Origin of the sequence: Sphingopyxis sp., from assembly GCF_050725655.1 — a bacterium.
GTDB lineage: Bacteria > Pseudomonadota > Alphaproteobacteria > Sphingomonadales > Sphingomonadaceae > Sphingopyxis.
Window position 1 is genome coordinate 1 of sequence record NZ_JBOHHT010000012.1, and the last position, 17,332, is coordinate 17,332.

15 protein-coding genes are annotated in these 17,332 nt (G+C 64.4%); 5 read left to right on the forward strand and 10 right to left on the reverse strand.

The window, feature by feature from the left end:
• Window positions 1-341 precede the first annotated feature (341 nt).
• Together ACREBX_RS01350 and ACREBX_RS01355 are read left to right on the forward strand one after the other, a co-directional pair.
• Window positions 342-503 (forward strand): hypothetical protein, encoded by a 162-nt coding sequence (locus tag ACREBX_RS01350; protein ID WP_431559957.1) that lies wholly within the window; start codon window positions 342-344, stop codon window positions 501-503.
• A gap of 128 nt (window positions 504-631) precedes the next feature.
• Window positions 632-1,420 carry a hypothetical protein gene (locus tag ACREBX_RS01355; protein WP_431559958.1) on the forward strand — a complete coding sequence of 263 codons (789 nt, stop codon included), beginning with the start codon at window positions 632-634 and terminating at the stop codon, window positions 1,418-1,420.
• Between the two features lie 84 nt (window positions 1,421-1,504).
• Here the strand turns inward: ACREBX_RS01355 and ACREBX_RS01360 are convergent, their stop codons facing one another.
• The 10 genes from ACREBX_RS01360 to ACREBX_RS01405 all read right to left on the reverse strand — a co-directional run bounded on the left by ACREBX_RS01360 (window position 1,505) and on the right by ACREBX_RS01405 (window position 13,822).
• Window positions 1,505-2,851, reverse strand: a complete 1,347-nt coding sequence (locus ACREBX_RS01360) for an ATP-binding protein (protein ID WP_431559959.1) — start codon at window positions 2,849-2,851, stop codon at window positions 1,505-1,507.
• Window positions 2,848-3,513, reverse strand: coding sequence for a response regulator transcription factor (locus ACREBX_RS01365; protein ID WP_431559960.1), 666 nt, complete (start codon window positions 3,511-3,513; stop codon window positions 2,848-2,850). Before ACREBX_RS01365 ends, ACREBX_RS01360 begins: the two co-directional genes overlap by 4 nt.
• Window positions 3,514-3,873, reverse strand: coding sequence for a PepSY domain-containing protein (locus tag ACREBX_RS01370; RefSeq protein WP_431559961.1), 360 nt, complete (start codon window positions 3,871-3,873; stop codon window positions 3,514-3,516). It lies immediately after the preceding gene.
• Window positions 3,874-3,982: 109 nt separating this feature from the next.
• A complete protein-coding gene (locus ACREBX_RS01375) occupies window positions 3,983-5,179 on the reverse strand; it encodes a carbohydrate porin (protein ID WP_431559962.1) in 1,197 nt (398 codons plus the stop codon).
• The gene (locus tag ACREBX_RS01380; protein WP_431559963.1) at window positions 5,176-6,489 is read right to left on the reverse strand and encodes a putative porin; all 1,314 of its coding nucleotides are present in this window, start codon (window positions 6,487-6,489) and stop codon (window positions 5,176-5,178) included. The genes ACREBX_RS01375 and ACREBX_RS01380 overlap by 4 nt, the downstream gene beginning before the upstream one ends.
• 56 nt (window positions 6,490-6,545) lie before the next feature.
• A complete protein-coding gene (locus ACREBX_RS01385; RefSeq protein ID WP_431559964.1) occupies window positions 6,546-7,652 on the reverse strand; it encodes a PepSY-associated TM helix domain-containing protein in 1,107 nt (368 codons plus the stop codon).
• Window positions 7,653-7,790: 138 nt separating this feature from the next.
• On the reverse strand, window positions 7,791-9,941 hold the full coding sequence (locus ACREBX_RS01390) for a TonB-dependent receptor (RefSeq protein ID WP_431559965.1): 2,151 nt from the start codon (window positions 9,939-9,941) through the stop codon (window positions 7,791-7,793).
• A gap of 167 nt (window positions 9,942-10,108) precedes the next feature.
• Complete coding sequence (locus ACREBX_RS01395) at window positions 10,109-11,779, reverse strand: amidohydrolase (RefSeq protein WP_431559966.1); 1,671 nt, start codon at window positions 11,777-11,779, stop codon at window positions 10,109-10,111.
• Window positions 11,776-12,273 carry a hypothetical protein gene (locus ACREBX_RS01400; RefSeq protein ID WP_431559967.1) on the reverse strand — a complete coding sequence of 166 codons (498 nt, stop codon included), beginning with the start codon at window positions 12,271-12,273 and terminating at the stop codon, window positions 11,776-11,778. Before ACREBX_RS01400 ends, ACREBX_RS01395 begins: the two co-directional genes overlap by 4 nt.
• Before the next feature lie 88 nt (window positions 12,274-12,361).
• On the reverse strand, window positions 12,362-13,822 hold the full coding sequence (locus tag ACREBX_RS01405) for a PLP-dependent aminotransferase family protein (RefSeq protein WP_431559968.1): 1,461 nt from the start codon (window positions 13,820-13,822) through the stop codon (window positions 12,362-12,364).
• On the opposite strand from ACREBX_RS01405, the gene ACREBX_RS01410 reads away from it, so the two are divergent.
• Genes ACREBX_RS01410 through ACREBX_RS01420 form a run of 3 tightly spaced genes read left to right on the forward strand, consistent with a single transcriptional unit; the run spans window position 13,810 to window position 17,278 of the window.
• Window positions 13,810-14,613: an FMN-binding negative transcriptional regulator gene (locus tag ACREBX_RS01410; RefSeq protein WP_431559969.1), complete on the forward strand. Its 804-nt coding sequence runs from the start codon at window positions 13,810-13,812 to the stop codon at window positions 14,611-14,613. The genes ACREBX_RS01405 and ACREBX_RS01410 overlap by 13 nt on opposite strands.
• Before the next feature lie 14 nt (window positions 14,614-14,627).
• Window positions 14,628-16,013 (forward strand): amidohydrolase family protein, encoded by a 1,386-nt coding sequence (locus ACREBX_RS01415; protein WP_431559970.1) that lies wholly within the window; start codon window positions 14,628-14,630, stop codon window positions 16,011-16,013.
• On the forward strand, window positions 16,010-17,278 hold the full coding sequence (locus ACREBX_RS01420; RefSeq protein ID WP_431559971.1) for an amidohydrolase family protein: 1,269 nt from the start codon (window positions 16,010-16,012) through the stop codon (window positions 17,276-17,278). The genes ACREBX_RS01415 and ACREBX_RS01420 overlap by 4 nt, the downstream gene beginning before the upstream one ends.
• Window positions 17,279-17,332: the final 54 nt, after the last annotated feature.

Below are 17,332 nucleotides of genomic sequence, written 5' to 3' on the forward strand. Positions count from 1 at the left end.
CTCCATCCCTCAGAACGGCCTCGACGCCATCGCCCTGCGCCTCAATCAGCGACCGCGAAAAACCTTGGACTTCGAAACTCCCGCAGATAGTATCCAAGCCGTGTTGCGATGACACGTTGAACCCGCCGCCTGATTTCGGCCGTTCGAAGAAGCTCATTCAAATCTCGAAAGCGGCCATCTGATTTACAAGAACGTTAGGTGTTTGGTCCCAGTGTGTGATGGTGTAATATTATCATCATCGCAGCGGAGGGACGAGCTTCAAGGTCGACGAGATCGAGAAGGACATTGTCTCCGACCGCGTTGACGCCTTTGTCGAATACAAGCCGGCACCGCACTGGACGATGCGTTTCTTTGTCAAGAATCTGACGAACAGTCCGGCAGTGCGCCTGCGCGAGGTGTATTCGGCGTTGCGTGGGGTGAGCGATGTCGATTTTCAGGAAGTCCGGTCGCTGCGCAGCGGCCGCAATTTCGGCGTCAACGTGCAATGGACGTTCGGCGGATAGTCTCGATAGGGGCGTGACAGTCGCATGACAGGAGCGGTTCGATAGCAAACCGGCCACCGACGGCGCTGCACGCGCGGCGTGCGCCCCAAGGGCGGTATCAAGCCGGGTTTCGGAGAGGGAGAATATTCATGAGTTTGTCGACATTCCGCAGGTCCATATTGGCCCGTGTCATGCTGGGGTGCGCTATATTGTCGGCGCTGGTCGCAACGCCCAGCATCGCCCAGGACGAGCTGACCGATGGTCCCAAGACGGTGATCATCCAATACAGCGCCGACGCCGCCAAACGAGCCGACTTTCGTCGATATATGGCCGGCCCGTTTGGGGTGAAGCTTTCGGACTTGCGCGGGAAGGGTAAGCTTGCCGCATATCAGGTCTATTATTCCTGGTACCCCCAGCCCGAGGTCTGGGACGCGATGGTCGTGCTGCATTTCCCGACCTATTCGGCGGTTGAGGAATGGCGCGGGATCGAACGCAGCCAGCCGGGCGGGCTCGATACTGCGGGCCTCGTACTCGCCAAGCCGAAAGCGGTCTATTCGGCCGATCTTTCCTGGAACAAGAGCGTCGACGAGCTTGATGTTGGCGAAGTCTATTATGTCATTCCCTATATATATCGCGAGGCAGCCGAGTATCGCAGCTATGTCGCGGGCTATGTCACGCCGCAGTTCGATGGCTGGATTCGCGAAGGCGCCTTGTCGGGTTACCAGATCTATATAAACCGCTATTCGGTCGGCACGCCCTGGGACTCGCTGTTCATCCAGCGTTATCGCAATTTCGAGGCGTTCGGCAAACGCCAGCATGTGCTCGACAAGGTCCGCGTTGGCCTGCGCCAGCAGCCCGAATGGATGGAGTGGCACAAGCGCAAGGGCGATATCCGCAGCGAAACCGAAAACAGCATCGCCGAACTTCTCGCGCAGTAATCCGCACCCATCTCCCGCCGCTGCGCTTGTTTTCCTTTCGAAGCGGGTGCGGCGGTGGATCCTCCTGTGCGGATTCGCCGAGCCTTACTCGTCCGCCGCGCGCCAGCTCAATTCGGCAAGGAGACCGCCGAGCGGCGAGCGGCCGAGGCGGAAGGCGCCTTCGGTTGCTTCGGCAAGGTCGCGGACGATCGCGAGACCAAGTCCGTGGCCCGTACCGCTTTCGTCGATCCGGACCCCGCGCTCGGTTGCCCGGGCAATCGCATCATCGTCCATTCCGGGCCCGTCGTCCTCGACCCGCAAAATCGGCGTGCCGGACTCGTCGCCGAGGCTGCCGATGCAAACGCGCCGCCGCGCATGGCGCGCAGCATTTTCGATCAGCGCGCCGAGCATTTCGGCAAGGTCCGTGCCGTCGACCGGGACCCGCAGCGCCGGATCGAGGTCGATCGAGAAAGCGATGCGTTCGCCATGCTCGGTGCGTTCGACCACCGCGACCAGCCCCTCGGCGACATCGTGGGGTATGGACTGAGCGACCGCGCCGCGCGCCGCCGAGGCGCGCGCGCGCGCCAGTTCGGCTTCGAGCGCTGCGCCCATTGCATCAATCGTGCGGTTAATTCCGTCGGCCGTGATTTCATCGCCGGTTTCGCCCGCCCGGCGATTCTGAGCGGATAACACCGCGAGCGGCGTCTTGAGACTGTGGGCGAGGTCGGCGGCGCGTCGCCTGGCACGGGCAAGGTCGGACTCGCGTGCATCGGCGAGCGCGTTGATGGCCTGTGTCAGCGGCAGGATCTCTTGCGGATGCTCGCCTGACAGGCGGGCGATGGGGCTACGTCGAAGTCGGTCGAGATCCTCACGCAACCGCAGGAGCGGGCGCAGGCCGAGGTGGACCTGCGCGTAGGCCGCAAGCGAAAGCACCAGCCAAAGTAATCCGAGCGACAGCGCCAATTCCTGATCGAATTCGCGAAGCGCGTCCTGCATTTCATCATCGTCTTTCGCGACGCGCACGACGACTTGCGTGGCCCGTACATCGGGCTGGACGCGGCGGCTGACCATCGTCAGCTGTTTATCGAACGGGCCAGCCACCGTGGCCGTCGACCAGGCGCGTGTTTGCGAAGCGGTGCGCGGCAGGCTTTGATCCCACAGCGACGGCGATTGCGCCGTGCCGCCGGGCGCGCTGGCTTGCCAATAGATACCGCTCGCGATCGACTGGAAATTCGGATCGGACGGGGGTGGGTCGACAAAGGGCTTGTTCGTGCTGTCGAGCGTCAATCCGGCGACCACCTGTTCGGCCAGTTTGATTAGGTCGGCGGCTTCGCGCCGTTCGACATGCTGGTGGAACAGCCACGAAATGCCGATCCCGGCCAATGCGAGCGCAAGGAAAATCGCAACCGCTGCGCCGCCGAGCAGTCGCAGGCGTAGCGAGGTTCGCGTCATTCGGCATGGCTAGCAAGGACGTAGCCGAAGCCGCGCCGCGTTTCGATTATCCCGCCGCCCATCTTGCGCCGCAGACGCGTGACGATCGCCTCGACCGCGTTGGAGTCGTTGCCGTCCCCCGTGCCATAAAGATGCTCGGCAATCTCGCCGGCAGTTACAAACCGACTCTTCTGATGGCCGAGGTAGTTGAGCAGGCGAAATTCGAGCTGCGACAACTGGACTTGCCGGCCGTCGAAAATGGCCGTCATGCGGACGGTGTCGATCGTTAGGTGCCCAATCGTCAGCACGGCGCTCGCATGCCCCGCTGCGCGCCGCACCAGCGCCTTCACCCGCGAAACCAGCTCGCCGATCGCGAACGGCTTGGCCATATAGTCATCGGCGCCCGCGTCGATGCCCTCGACCTTCTCGGTCCAGTCGCCGCGCGCCGTGAGCACCAGCACGGGCATCGACCGCTCGCCGCTGCGCCAGCGCCGCAGCACGCTCAGCCCATCGAGACGCGGCAACCCAAGGTCGAGCACCGCGACGGCATAATCTTCCACATCGCCCCGGAACCATGCCTCCTCGCCGTCGCTGCAATGATCGACGACAAAACCCGCGGCGGTCAGTGCGCGGGTGATGTCGTCAGCCAGATCAGGATCATCCTCGACGAGAAGTGCGCGCACTCAATCATCCTCGATCTTGATCAGCGCGCCGGTCCGTGCGTTCAATTCGACTTCGCGGACGCGGCCCGATGCGGTGAGGATCTTCACCTCATATTTGATGCCGGAGCTTTCAGATTCGAGTTCGACCTTGACGACGTCGCCCGGAACCTTGGACTGCGCGATGGCAAGGATGCGGGGGAGCGGGAGCAGTTCGCCGCGCTGCACGGCCTTTCGGATCGCTTCCTGCTCGGCGCGTTCGCGTTCCGCCTTGGAGGGTTTGCTCGCCTTGGTTTCGTAACCATGAGCGACGGCCGGGCCGGCGATGTAAGCGAGCGGCAAGGCCGCGATCGCGACGAAGGCAAGAGGGGTGAGAATACGCATTTGACGGTCCTTTTATCCGATGATGACCCGTCTTACGATGTCCTTGCTGATGCGAAGCTGACATTGGTGGGCCTCCGCGGCGGTCGCGTGCACCGGCCTTCGAGCGGGATCAGGATCCGAGCAGGCTGAAGCTCGCCTCGGCGCGCAGGCCGATGACCAGCGCGTCGGCGATGGCGTGGTCGGCCGACGGGCGGCGGATGTAATGGATGTTCGGCTGGACGGCGAGCCATGGCGCGACCTGCGCGCGATAGGTCGCCTCGACGGCGAGTTCGGACGACGATGCGCCCTCTGCCGCACGCCATGAACCCGATGTGAAAGCGGCGGCAAAGGCGATGCCGAATTCGTCCTCTTCGCGGCCGGGAACCCAGCCGCTGAATTTGAAGCCGCCGCCGACAAAGCGTTCGAACATATTGTATCGTCCGCTGGCGGTGCCGAGCCGGATGAACCCGTCGACCTTGCGGCCCGATCGTTCGACGAGCGGAAATTCGGCGCGGACATAGGTGCCGGCATTGCCGTCGCCCGCGCCATTCCCGTCATTGCGGTCGAAGTCCGCCGTGTAGCGCCAATGCCCGAGCAGCAACTTGCCGCCGCCAAACGGCGCCTCGACCTCGCCGACAAGCAACGCGCCGTCGTCCCTGCCGAGCTTGACGGTCGTGCGCCCGGGATGCGCCGGATCGCCGGGAACGCCGTCGAGAACTGCGGCGCGAACCGTCCAGCCTTCGGCGGGCGTAACTGCCAGCCGCGCGGCGAACGAGGTCGAAGGAAAGATCGAGGGTCCGTTTTGCCCGCTCTGTGCAAAATCGGTGCCGATGCCGTGCGGGCTGCTGACGAACAGGCCCGCGGCGTCGAGAGCGTCGAATTCCGAATTGAGATCATAGAGACCCCCGCGCAGCGAGACATGCTCGCCGATCTTCTGGTCGACCCACGCTTCGTAGAGGCGCAGTGCCGAGGTGCCGGTTTCGATATTGCTCACGGCTTGCGTATCGCCGACGAGGTCGCTGATCGAATGGCCGTTATTGTAAAGCCCGTAGACGTGAACCTGCGCGCCGTTCCAGCCGACGAGCGCTTCCATGTCAGCCTCGAACACGATGTCGAAATTGTCGAGATAGCGCGTCCCGCGGCGGAGGCCGCCCGATGCGTTGCCGATCACTTCGCCCGTATAGGTTGCCTGCAAAAGCAGCGGCCCATGCGTTTCGTCGATCTCGCCCGGCGCATGCGTATGGCCGTGTGGCAAATGGCCGTGCGGGGGCGGCACGGCCATCTCTTCGCCCGCGGCGGCGAGTATCAAGGCGGAAAGCAGCGTCAAAAGCTGACCATGAACGCAAGGCGGATGCGGTCGAGCCAGTCCGAGGGCTGCAGCGATCCGGCATAGACGGCGTCGAGCGGGCGATAGTGATACCAGAGCAGGTCGAGCTGCAGATTCGAGGCCGGGACATAGGACAGGCCGAGGCCGTGCAGGCGGTAGTTGGTCGACAGATCGATATTGTCATGGCTGAACGCCGCGAGCACCGAGTCCACTTCGACCTCGGAGAAATTATAGGCGATACGGAAATCGCCGGGCTTTGCCGCGCGGCCCGCGGCGAGTTCGAGGTTGAACGCGGTGTCGCCCGAAACGGCGGCGCCGAGGTTGCGAACATAATCGGCGGTAAAGGCGATCGGCCAGCGTTCCGACGGGCCGGTCCAGCCGAGCGTCCCGATCCCTTCGATCAGATGGAAATCGGACAGGTAGCGGCCCGCCGACAGCAGGTTGCCGCGGAAATCGCCGGCGTCTGAGCCGACGACCGACCCGAGACGGTAGTGATAATAGCTGCCGGTAATACCCGCCTTGAAATCGGAACCAAGCGGCGAGGAAAGCGCGAGCTGGCCCCCCAGCATGTCGCTGTCGCGCGCTACGGCGGCTTCGTCGATAACGAAATAGATGCCGCGCGCATCGAGCTTCGCGCCGCTGCCTAGACCGGCGCTATAAGCCGCCGCGACACCTTGCGGCGAGACGTCGCCGTCCCACAGCATGTCAGTGCGCTGGAATATCTGCGGGAATTTGCCCGCATAGGCGGTGAGGCCGCCGCTGTGATAGCGGATCCACGCCTGGTCGAGCGAGACCGTGAAATCGTCGACGAAATTGCCAAGCGTTACGTCGGTCGAATTGGGATCGTCGGGGTCGCCGGTCGCGATCTGGGTGCCGACGCTGAACTTGTCGCTGACCGCATAGCTCGCACGTACCCGCGCGCGGACCGCGGTGCGTGAGCGGTCGCGCCCGTCGACGAAATTCCATTCCTGCCGCACGCGCATGTCGCCGCTGACATCGATGCCTGGGATGCGGAAAGCGCCGTCGGGGGCAGGAGTGGCTGCCGCCAGCTGTGGCGAAGCCAGGGGCGTCGATCCGGCAACCGGGGCCGACAGGGTCGGCGTGGCTAGCGCCGCCATGGGCGTCGGGACCGGTGCGGTCACCTGCTGGAGCAGATCGGCCTGTTTCGTCACAAGCGTCTCGAGCTGGTCGATCCGCTGCTGCTGCGCCGCGAGCTGGCGTTCGAGCGCGTCGATGCGGCTGTCCTGCGCATAAGCCGGCACGGCAAGGCTGAGCGCCGTTGCGGCGAGAAGAGTGCGACCTGTCTGCATTGTGCTGTTTCCTTCCGGTCCTGCCCATCGGCTCGGCAAATCGTCTTTACCGATCGTTACTGACGCGAAACTGACACGGACTTCGGGCGCGGTTTGCGGCGCTTGGCCCACAGCAGCACGCCCGCGACAATCATCGTGATCAGCCACAGGCCGATCGCGATCGACAACAGTCGTCCGACGATCCCGCCGGCCTCACCGGTGTGGATCGGGAACAGCGCGCTCATGAATGCCCGCGCGGGTTCGGCCTCGGCGATCGGATAGGTGCCGCGGATGCTGCCGTCGTTCGCATCGACAAGGACGACGCTGCCGCCATAGGCACGGCGAATCTCGCCGGGTGCGCGGACGCGGATGCGATAGGTCGCATCGCCGTCCTTGGGCCAGGCGACCTGCGTCAGGCTGCTGCCCGGGATGGCGGCCAGTGCGGCGGATGATGCGGTCACAAAGCCGACGGGCGAGCCCGTCACCGGATTATCGGGCAGCGTCACCGACGCCGCGCCGATCAGTTCGCCGAACCCTTCCTCGAATTTCATCATCGTGCCTGTGGCGGCGATGGCGAGCGCCGGGATGACCGCCCAAAGGCCGACTGCGCGGTGCCACGAATAGAGCCGCGCGGTCGCAGGGCCGCGCATCGCGGGCTTGAGCGCGAGCCGCCATGCGCCGCGCCGCGGCCATGCGGCGATCAGGCCAAGGACGAGGTTGGAGCAGAGGAGAATGCCGCTGATCGACACGATCCAGCTGCCCCATGATCCGAGCAGGTCATGGTGGAATCCCACGAGGAATCCCAAAATGTCGCTGTCACCGTCGCGCGGCGTATCGATGATCGTGCCGTCGCCGGCGATGCGGACCTTTCGGCTCTCGCCGTCCTTGTCCTCGAGATAGATGGTATAACGGTTGGCGAGACCGGCGGTCGTCCAGATCGTCGTGACCTTGCCGCCGCTGCCGGGCGGTACGAGCGTATCGATCCGCCGTTCGATTGCGGCGAGATCGGTCGGGCGCTGGATGGCCGAAATCGACCGGTCGGTGATTTCCCAATGGAAGACGATCAGGATGCCGGTGATTGCCTGGAGCAGCCAGAAGATCGCGGCGCCGAGGCTCAACCAGCGGTGAAGGGTCAGGATCCGGCGGCGCAGCGACGGCTGCGCGGGTTTGGCAAGAGCGGGCATTCTGTTTGTCTGGAGGCTTTAGCCGGTCCTCAAAACATCCACTAATCGACTATCTGAAGGGTCCAAGCGGGGCGAACGGCAAAGAAAAGGCCCGGCTGTCGCCAGCCGGGCCCACGGAGTGCATTGTCGTTGTGCCCGTCAGAATTCGACCGTCACCGACATCTTGAACGTGCGCGGCAGCCCTTGGACCAGATAGCCACCGAGCGACGACGACCAGTAATTGTCGTTCGCGACGTTATCGACGTTGAAGCGGAAGGTGATCGGCGTGTCGCCCGCCGCGACGACATAGCGCGCGCCGAGGTCGAAGCGCGTCCATTCGGGCAGCTCGAGCGTGTTGGTCAGGTTCACCTTCTGCTTGCCGGTCTGGATCAGCCGGCCGGTCAGCGTGATGCCGGGCAGGAAGCCGAGATCCCATTCGACGTTGACGTTGCCGGTATATTCGGGGACGCCTATCGCGTCGTTCCCGTCGGTCGTGCCGCCTTGGGTCCGACGTTGCTTGGCTTCGGTCAGGGACAGGCCGGCGATGATACGCAGGCCCTTCACCGGTTCGCCGTCGAGGCTGAACTCGATACCCTTGTTTCGCTGGACGCCATTGACGGTGAATTCATTCTGGCCCGCACCGTTGACGATGGTCAGCGACTGGGGCTTGTCGGTCTGGAAGAGTGCGACCGACGCGTTGAAATTGCCGAGCGCCATCTTGCCGCCGATTTCATACTGCTTCGTTTTGAACGGCGGAAAGATCTCGCCGGAGTTGATCGTGCCTGCGGGCGCGACGGGACCTTGCGCGAGACCTTCGATACGGTTCGCGTAGATGGAGAAGTGCTCGCTCGGCCGAATGACGAGGCCCACGACGGGGGTCGTCGCCCGTTCCTTGTAGCGGCCCGTCGGCACACTGGTGGTGACATTGTACGAACGGAAAAAGATCGTCTGGCGGCGGAGACCGAGCGTGAGTTCGATCTTGTCGTCGAGTACGCCCAGCGTGTCCGAGGCGAAGAAGCTGGTCAGCCGCGTCCGATTTGCCGGGTTCGGGTCGGCGATGTTGCCGCCAAGCAAGCCTGCACCATAGACGGGCTCGGGCACATCGACCGGATCGTATAGATTGTTCGGCGTGCCGGTGAACGAGCCAAAAGCAAAGGCGTTCCGGTTAATATAGCGACTGTGCGACGCGCCGATATTGAACTCGTGCGTGATCGGGCCGGTGGCGAATTCGCCACGTATGCCGGCCTGGCCCGCTTCATTATTGTCGTTTCGCGGAATTTTGGACCCGGTGACGCGGCCGAGTCCGGTCGCGGCGTTGAGCAGCGTGAAGCTCTGGTAATTGCCGCGTTCTGCTGCATCGCGTGCGCCCGCGGCGGCATAGAACATGAAATCGTCGCTGATGTCATACTCGAACTTCAGGATGCCGAAGACATCGCGCAGCGTCGTATAGTTCCAATCCTGGCCATAGTTGAGGTCGGCTTTTGGCGGCTCGGGAATGGCGGTGACGCCGGACAACTGGACCATCGGGCGCATATGCTCGACCTTGGCACGCTGGAAGGCGAGGTCGAGCGAAAGGCGGGCACGCTCGCTGCGCCAGTCGATCCCGGCGCCGACGACGACCGAGCTGCGATATTCGTCATCGATCGCGATATCGCCCCAGCGACCGGCACCGTTGATACGCACGCCAAAGGCGCCATCGGGACCAAGACGGCGACCGAAGTCGAACGCGCCGCCGATATGGGCATCGGAAAGATAGTTCGCGGTAACCCGAATGATGTCCTTGTCGCGGGCGCGCTTGGGTTGAAGATTGACCGTTCCGCCGAGCGCGGTGCCGCCCGGAGCTGCACCGAACAGGAAGGCGCTGGCGCCGTTCAGCACTTGAACCTGGTCGTAAAGTTCGGGCGAAACAAGTTGGCGCGGCGTCACGCCGTAAAGTCCGTCGATCGCAACATCCTCGCCGAAGAGCGGGAAGCCGCGGATCACAAATTGTTCGGAGGCATTGCCGAAGCCGAGCGAGGTACGGACCGATGGATCGTTCTCGAGTACCGCGCCGAGCGTCAGCGGCTGCTGGTTGAGGATCAGTGTTTCGCTGTAGGATTTGACTGCGAACGGAACTTCCATCGCGTCTTTTTCGCCCAGCGCGCCGAGCGAGCCGCCGCGAACGACCTGCGTCTGGTTGCTGCGCTGCGCAGTGACGACGATGCTTTCATCCTCGCTGCTTTCCTGCGCCGAAACGGGCGCTGCCGCGACGAGTGTCGCGCCAAGTGCCGCCAGACCGGTTCCCCGGATGATGTTGCGATAGGCAACCATGTTTTAATCCCCCAATTGGTGTCCGATGCCCCACCGATACAGCAAGGGCGATGGGCCAAGGCCGTATTGGAGCTTTCACATTATTGTCTTGGTTGGGCCTTAAAACATCCAGTTTGGTCAGCCCTAGGGGACCAATGGGCAGTAATATTACAACCGCCCGTAAGTTCCTATCCGTATCGCTGGCGGCCGCCGACAATCGTACGGAGTGTCTTTGCTTTGATGAGTGAATGCGAGTCAATAGCAAAAAGGTCTGAATCCCATACCGCGAAATCGGCAAGAAAGCCCGGAGCGATCAGGCCGAGGCGCTTTTCGTTGAAGCCGGCATAGGCGCCTTCCTGTGTATAGCTGTGCATCGCCTGCGCGAGCGTCACGCGCTGTTCGGGATGCCAACCCCGCGGATGCTTGCCGTCGAGCGTCTCGCGATTGACCGCGGCATCGAGGCCGGTGAGCGGGTCGATCGGGGCCACGGGCCAGTCGGACCCCATGCAGACATGCGCGCCCGAACGGAGGAGCGAGCCGAAGGCGAAGCTCGTTTTCAGCCGCTCCTCGCCGATGCGGCGCACCGCCCAGCGGCCGTCGTCGATCGCATGATAAGGCTGGACCGAGGCGATGATGCCCTGTTCCTTGAAGCGCGCGATCGCATGCGGCTTCATATGCTGGACATGCTCGATCCGGAAGCGGCGATCGCGCGCACCGTTGGCGGCCCCGACGGCTGCCATGGTGTCGAGAACGATGTCGTTCGCCTCGTCGCCGATGGCGTGTGCGGTGACTTGCAGCCCTGCCTTATCGGCACCCTCGATCCAGCGGCGGAGGTCGGCGGGGTCGGTGACGACGATGCCGCGCGTCGACGGATCGTCGGCATAGGGTTCGTAAAAGCGCGCGGTCCGCGATCCCAGCGATCCGTCGAACACCACCTTGCATGCGCCCCATTGCACCCAGTCGTCACCGCGGCCCTCGGCCTTGATGAGTGCGACCTGCTTTTCCCAGTCCTTGAGCGGCAGATAGTGGCGGAAGCGCAGGCCCGTTTCGCCCTTTGCGTGCAGGCGGCGCGTCGAATCGAAGCTGATCGTTTCGAGCTCGGTCGGGTGGACCTGCGTCACGCCCTTGCTGAGCGCGAGCTCGATGCCCTGGCGCGTCGCCGCGTCGACCTGGTCTGCCGACGGTTCGCCGATCGCGCGCAGAACGAGGTCCTTGGCGGCGTCCTTGATGATGCCGGTCGGTTCGCCCTTTGCATCGCGCTCGATCACGCCGCCTGCAACGTCGGGGGTGTTGCGGTCGATGCCCGCCAGCTTTAGCGCCAGCGAGTTGAGAAGCAGCATGTGAAGATCGTACCGGATCACCGCGACCGGTGTGTCGGGCGTGACCGCGTCGATCCACGACTTGTTCGGCATTTCGCCGCCCCAGCGATCCTGGTCCCAATTGCCGCCTTCGAGCCACTGGCCCTTGGGCAGCGACTTGGCGGCCGCAGCGACGCGCGCGATGAAGTCCCGCGGATCCGCCGCATCGCGCAGCGACGGCTGCGAAAGCATCTGCGACGCTTTGACGAAATGGACGTGCGGATCGATGAAGCCCGGCGTGACGAACGCGCCCTGCAGGTCGATGATCTGCGTACGCTTGCCGGCGCGCGCGCGCACTGCATCGGCGCCGATCGCGGCGATGCGGTCGCCCTTCACCCCGATCGCATCAGCGCGGATATCGGGACCCGCGCCCGTCCACACCCGCGCATTGATATAAGCGGTGTCGAGTTGGTCACCTGCACCGGCGAAGGCACTGCGGGAGGCGGCCGCCGCAGCGGTTCCGCCAGCAAAGGCGAGCAACGTGCGGCGGCCGAGCATCATTTGCCTGTCGCCGCCTTGCGCGGCGGATTTTCGGCGCGCCATTTGTCGAGCTTGGCGAGCCACGTCGCCGCCGAGAGCGGGCCATAGGTCTTGCTATCGGTGTGGTCGGCGACGAGTTCGCGGATGTTAACGAAATAGGCGGGGCCACTCGGCAGGCCGAGTTCCTTGCGCTTCTTCGTCATCGCCGCTTCCTGTTCGGGGGTCGGCTTTATGCCGGTCACGGGTTTGAACAGGATGACGTCGAAGTCGGCGCCATTTTCATGGAAGAACAGCTGGATCGGCGGAAAGCCGCCGGCGGCCGCTACTTCATCGGCCTGCCCGATCCGGCGGATGAATTCTTCCTGCTTGCCGGGAGCAAGCTTGAAGATTTCGAACCAGGCTTCGGGCCATTGGGCATCCGCTGCGGCGGGGGTAGGGGTGGGGGCCTGCTGGGCCAGCGCGGGAGCGAGCGGCAGCGCCGCGGCGGCAAGAACCAATGCGAAAGAATATTTCATGCTTTTCCCTCCTAGGACGCGTCAAGGGTCTGCGCTTGGCGTGGATCAGAAAACATCCAACAACTGACAAGGCTACGGGACCAAAGAATCATCCTGCCGCCTCGCGCAGCGCTGCAAGCGCGGTGCGGGCTTCGTGCCCGTTGAGGCTGGCGAAACCGATGCGTAATCCGCGCGGCGCATCGTCGCGCGTCATGAACGAGCGTGACGACGCGAAACGCAGACCCATCGCCGCGGCGCGCAATTCCATCTGGTCCAGGTCGGTGTCGACGCGCAGCCAGAAGGCGAGACCACCGTCGGGCATCCGGTAATCGACGATATCGCCCAGCGCGCGGTCGATTTCAGCCGCGAAGTCCAGCCGTCGCCGGGCATAGATCTGGCGCACCTTGCGCGCGTGACGGCGGAGCTCGCCATTATCGATCAGTTCGGCGGCGGCATCCTCGGTCAGGGTATTGCCCATGCCGTCGGTCAGCGAGACCCGGTGCGCGATTGCGTCGATCACAGCGGGCGGTGCCGCGACATAACCGATCCGCAGCGCGGGCAACAAAAGTTTCGACATCGATCCGACGTAGAGCACGAGCCCAGGGCCATAGCCCGCCATCGGCAAAAGCGGCTGCGATTCGAAATGGAATTCGTGGTCATAATCGTCTTCGATGATCGCGAAGCCGAATTGGCGGGCCAGCTCGAGCAGGCGCAGGCGGCGTTCGGGCCGTAGCGAGACGGTGGTCGGGAACTGGTGATGCGGCGTCACGAACACCGCGCTCACCGCGTTGCGTCGGCAGGCATGTTCGACCGCTTCGATATCGATGCCGTCCTCGTCGAGGCCGACGGGGACGATATTGGCGCCGAGCGCGCGAAAGGCGGCGACCGCGGGCTCGTAGGTCAGCGCCTCGACGATAACCGAGTCGCCCGGCTTGACCAGAACCTGCGCCGCGAGGAAGATGCCGTTCTGGCTGCCGCGCGTAATGCAGATATTCTCGGCCGTGACGGGCAGGCCGCGCTGGCTTTTGAGCATTGTTGCAATCGCCTCTCGTAGCGCCGGCGAGCCGCGCGGATCGCGATACTGGAAGCCGTTGTCGCGCGACGCGCGGTGCGCCGCGACGCGATAGGCGCGAGCGAGCAATTCCGCCGGGAAGAGGCGGCCGTCAGGCGCGCCCTCGTCGATTTTGAGACCCGGACCCGCGGGAACGGCGATGGGCCGGGTCGGCGGTGCCGCGAAGCGATAATCGATCGAGGCGCTGCTCATTGTAGCTTCGGCCTCGCTCTGATGGCGCTTCACCGGATCGGGCAGGGCCGTGGCCACCATCGTGCCACGCGTTCCGGCTGAATCGAGCCATCCCTGCGCGATCAGATCTTCATAGGCGAGCACCACCGTCTTGCGGTTGACCCCCAATATCTGCGCCAGTTCGCGGCTGCTGGGAAGAAAGGTTCCCGATGTCAGGCGGCCGCGTTCGATGTCGCGGATCAGCGCCTGGATGATCTGCATATAGATCGGGACATCGCGCGCCGGATCGATCCGCTCGCCGAGAGTAACTTGCCATGGACGGAGCATTGGATCCCCCTGTTTCGAAAAAATCGAATCGCATGGGAGCCAAGCCTAGCGTTGATGATCCGTTGTCGCAACCGGGCACTGGACCCCCGAACTTTTGGGTTTTGGTGCTTGTCGTGGACCCAAGGCTGAGGAACAAGACAGGGGAAGCTGGCCGGGTGCGCGCTGGATTACGGGACTTTCAGATGGGGGGTAATGTGACGCTGTTCGAGCGGTTCGACAACGCGGACGTGAAGGCGCTGATCGAAGGGTTTCCGCTGGCGTGGGTCTGCGGCGGCGATGCCGCGACGTTGGATGCAAGCGTGCTGCCCCTTGTCGGGGTGTATGATGCGGACGGTCAGTTGGTCGAGCTGATCGGGCATCTGATGCGCTCGAACCCGCTGTACGCCGCGCTCAAGCAGGATCCGCGCGGCACGATCCTTTTCAACGGACCCGGCGCTTATGTCAGTCCCGAGCACGCCGGAAAGCGCGACTGGGCGCCGACCTGGAATTACGCGCAGCTGAAAATCCGGGCCGAAATCCGGTTCGACGACGCGCTGACCGAACCGTCGCTGCAGATATTAATCGACGCGATGGAGGCGGGACGCGCCGAGCCCTGGAATGTCGACGAGTTGGGCGCGCGTTATCAATCGATGCTCGGTCATATCATCGGATTTCGTGCGACCGTTACGGGGCTTTCGGGCAAGTTCAAGCTGGGGCAGGACGAGAAAGCCGAAACGTTGCACACCATCATGGATGCGTTGCCCGATGCCGATACCGCGGCATGGATGCGACGGTTCAACCGGGGACGCTGAAGGGGGCGATAATCATGGCGAAGGCGATGCTGTTCCGATCGATCGCGGCTGGGGCGCTGGCGTTGACCGGCCCTGCGGGCGCGCAGCGCGCGGCGCCGCTGCCATGGAAGGAAGATCCGTTCCCCAGCCAATATCGCGCGCCGCCGGCCGAGGATATGCTGCTGAAAGGCGCAACCATCCTCGACGGGGCGGGTGGCCGCATCGACGATGGCGACGTGCTGATCCGCGGCGGCAAGATCGCTGCGGTGGGGCGGGGGCTTGCCAATCCGGGGGTGCGCGAGGTCGATGCGGGCGGCCGCTGGGTGACTCCCGGCGTGATCGACGTCCACAGCCATGACGGCACTTTCGTCCTGCCGCTGACCGCGATCGATCGCGAGGCGTCGGATGTGTCCGAAACGAGCGCGCCCAATGTTTCTGACACCTGGGTCGAAACGGCGGTCAACGCGCAGGACATGGGTTTCGACCGCGCCCTGTCGGCGGGTGTCACAACGATCCAGATCCTGCCCGGATCGACACCGATTTTCGCGGGCCGGTCGGTCGTGGTGAAGCCCGTTCGCGCGCCCACCGTCTGGGGCATGAAGGCGACCGGCAATATCCAGGGCTTCAAGATGGCATGCGGCGAGAATCCCAAATCCTGGGGCGCCGACAAGGACAATGAGGGGCCGACGAGCCGGCAAGGCGTGATTTCCTATATGCGCCAATCCTTCCTCGATGCGCGGGAGTATAAGCGCGCGGTCGAACAGGCGCGTGCGGGCACCGGTGCGATGCCGCCGCGCGATCTGAAGCTTGAGGCGCTTGCTGGCATCCTCGCTGGCGATATCCGGGTGAACCTGCATTGCTACCGCGCCGGCGACATCGCCGCGATGCTGTCGCTCGCCGACGAATTCGGTTTTCGCATCGGCGCGGTCCATCACGCGACTGAGGCGTACAAGATTCCGGGCCTGCTGCGCGAGGTCGGCACTTGCGCCGCGGTATGGGCCGACTGGTGGGGTTTCAAGATGGAGGCGCAGGACGGTGTGCGCGCCGAGGCGCCGATGCTCGAACAGGCGGGCGTCTGCGTGATGATGCATTCGGATTCGCCCGCCGATGGCCAGCGGCTGAACATCGCTGCGGCCAAGGCCGCCGCCGCGGGGCGCCGGATTGGCATCGACATTCCGCCCGAACGCATGATCAAATGGACGACGAGCAACCCCGCAAAGCTGTTGGGGATGGAAAAACGGATCGGCGCGCTCGCACCCGGCTATCAGGCCGACGTCGTGCTGTGGTCGGGTAATCCGTTCAGCGTCTATAGCAAAGCCGATCTCGTCCTGATCGACGGCGCGGTGGTCCGCGACCGGTCGAAACCGCCGGGCGAACCGGTGTCCGATTTCGAGATCGGCCGCGCAGGAGCAGGTCGATGAGGACGATGGCAAGCCTGATCGCGCTGATGATCGCGAACCCCGCTGCCGCGCAAACGCTGGCCGTGACCCATGCCGAAGCATGGACGATGGAAGGCGCCGAACCCGTCAGGGATGCGACGATCATCATCGAGAACGGCCGGATCGTGTCGGTGGCCGCCGCGGGCGGCGTTCCGTCGGAGGCGATGGTGATCGATGCGGGCGGCAAGCCGGTGACCCCGGGGCTAGTCAATGGCGCGACGCAGATCGGATTGGTCGAAGTGTCGGGATCGCCCGATACGCGCGACGACGCCTCGACCGACGAACGGACGTCCGGCTATGACCCGAGCCGCGCGCTCAACGGCAATTCGACGCTGGTCAGCCTGGCGCGCGCCGATGGCATCACCCGCGCGCTCGTCTATCCGTCGCCGTCGCGCCACGCGCCGACAAGCGGCGAGCCCGTGTTTGCGCGGCTTCGTGACGGCGTCGACATTCTCGATCGTGGGGGCATCGCACTCTATTCGGTGATCGGCGGCGGCGCGTGGGAGCGGCTTGGCGCGCGCGCGCAGCAATGGGGGGCGTTGCGCAAGCTGCTGGGCGAGGCGAAGCGCGGCGGGGCGCCGCCGGCCGAGACTGACAGGAAAAAGGTCAAGCGTGGCAGTGGCGGCCCCGGTCCCCGCGGCCCACATGGTGGCCCCGACGACACCATTCGCGATGTCGTGGCAGGCAAGCTGCCGCTCGCTATCCAGACGCATCGCGAGTCCGATATCCGCCAAGCGGCGGCACTCGCTTCCGATCTGGGGATCAAAGTGATCATCGTCGGCGGCACGGAGGCGTGGCGTGCGGCGGACGTGCTCGCGGCGGCGAGGGTCGCCGTCATCCTCGACCCGCAGGTCAATCTGCCGTTCAATTTCGATCAGCTCGGCGCGCGGCAGGACAATGCCGCGTTGCTGACCAAGGCGGGGGTGCAGGTGGCGATCGGTCAGGCGGGTGGCCCGATCCACGCCAATTACAACGCCGGCATGGGCCTGCGCGAAGGCGCCGGCATCGCGGTCGCCAACGGGCTGCCCTATATCGAGGCGCTGCGCGCGGTGACGGTGAACCCGCTCGCGATATGGGGCCGTGGCGGCGGCACGCTGTCGCCGGGCGCCGATGCCGACCTTGTCGTGTGGGACGGCGACCCGCTCGAGCCATCGACCAATGCCATGAGTGTCATCGTCGAAGGCCGGCAGGTGTCGAACCGGTCGCGGCAGGACATGCTCGCCGAACGCTACAAGGATGCGCGCTGAGACGCGCCGCCGATTGAACCAATAGATCGGCGCACGGCGCCGGCACCGGAGAGA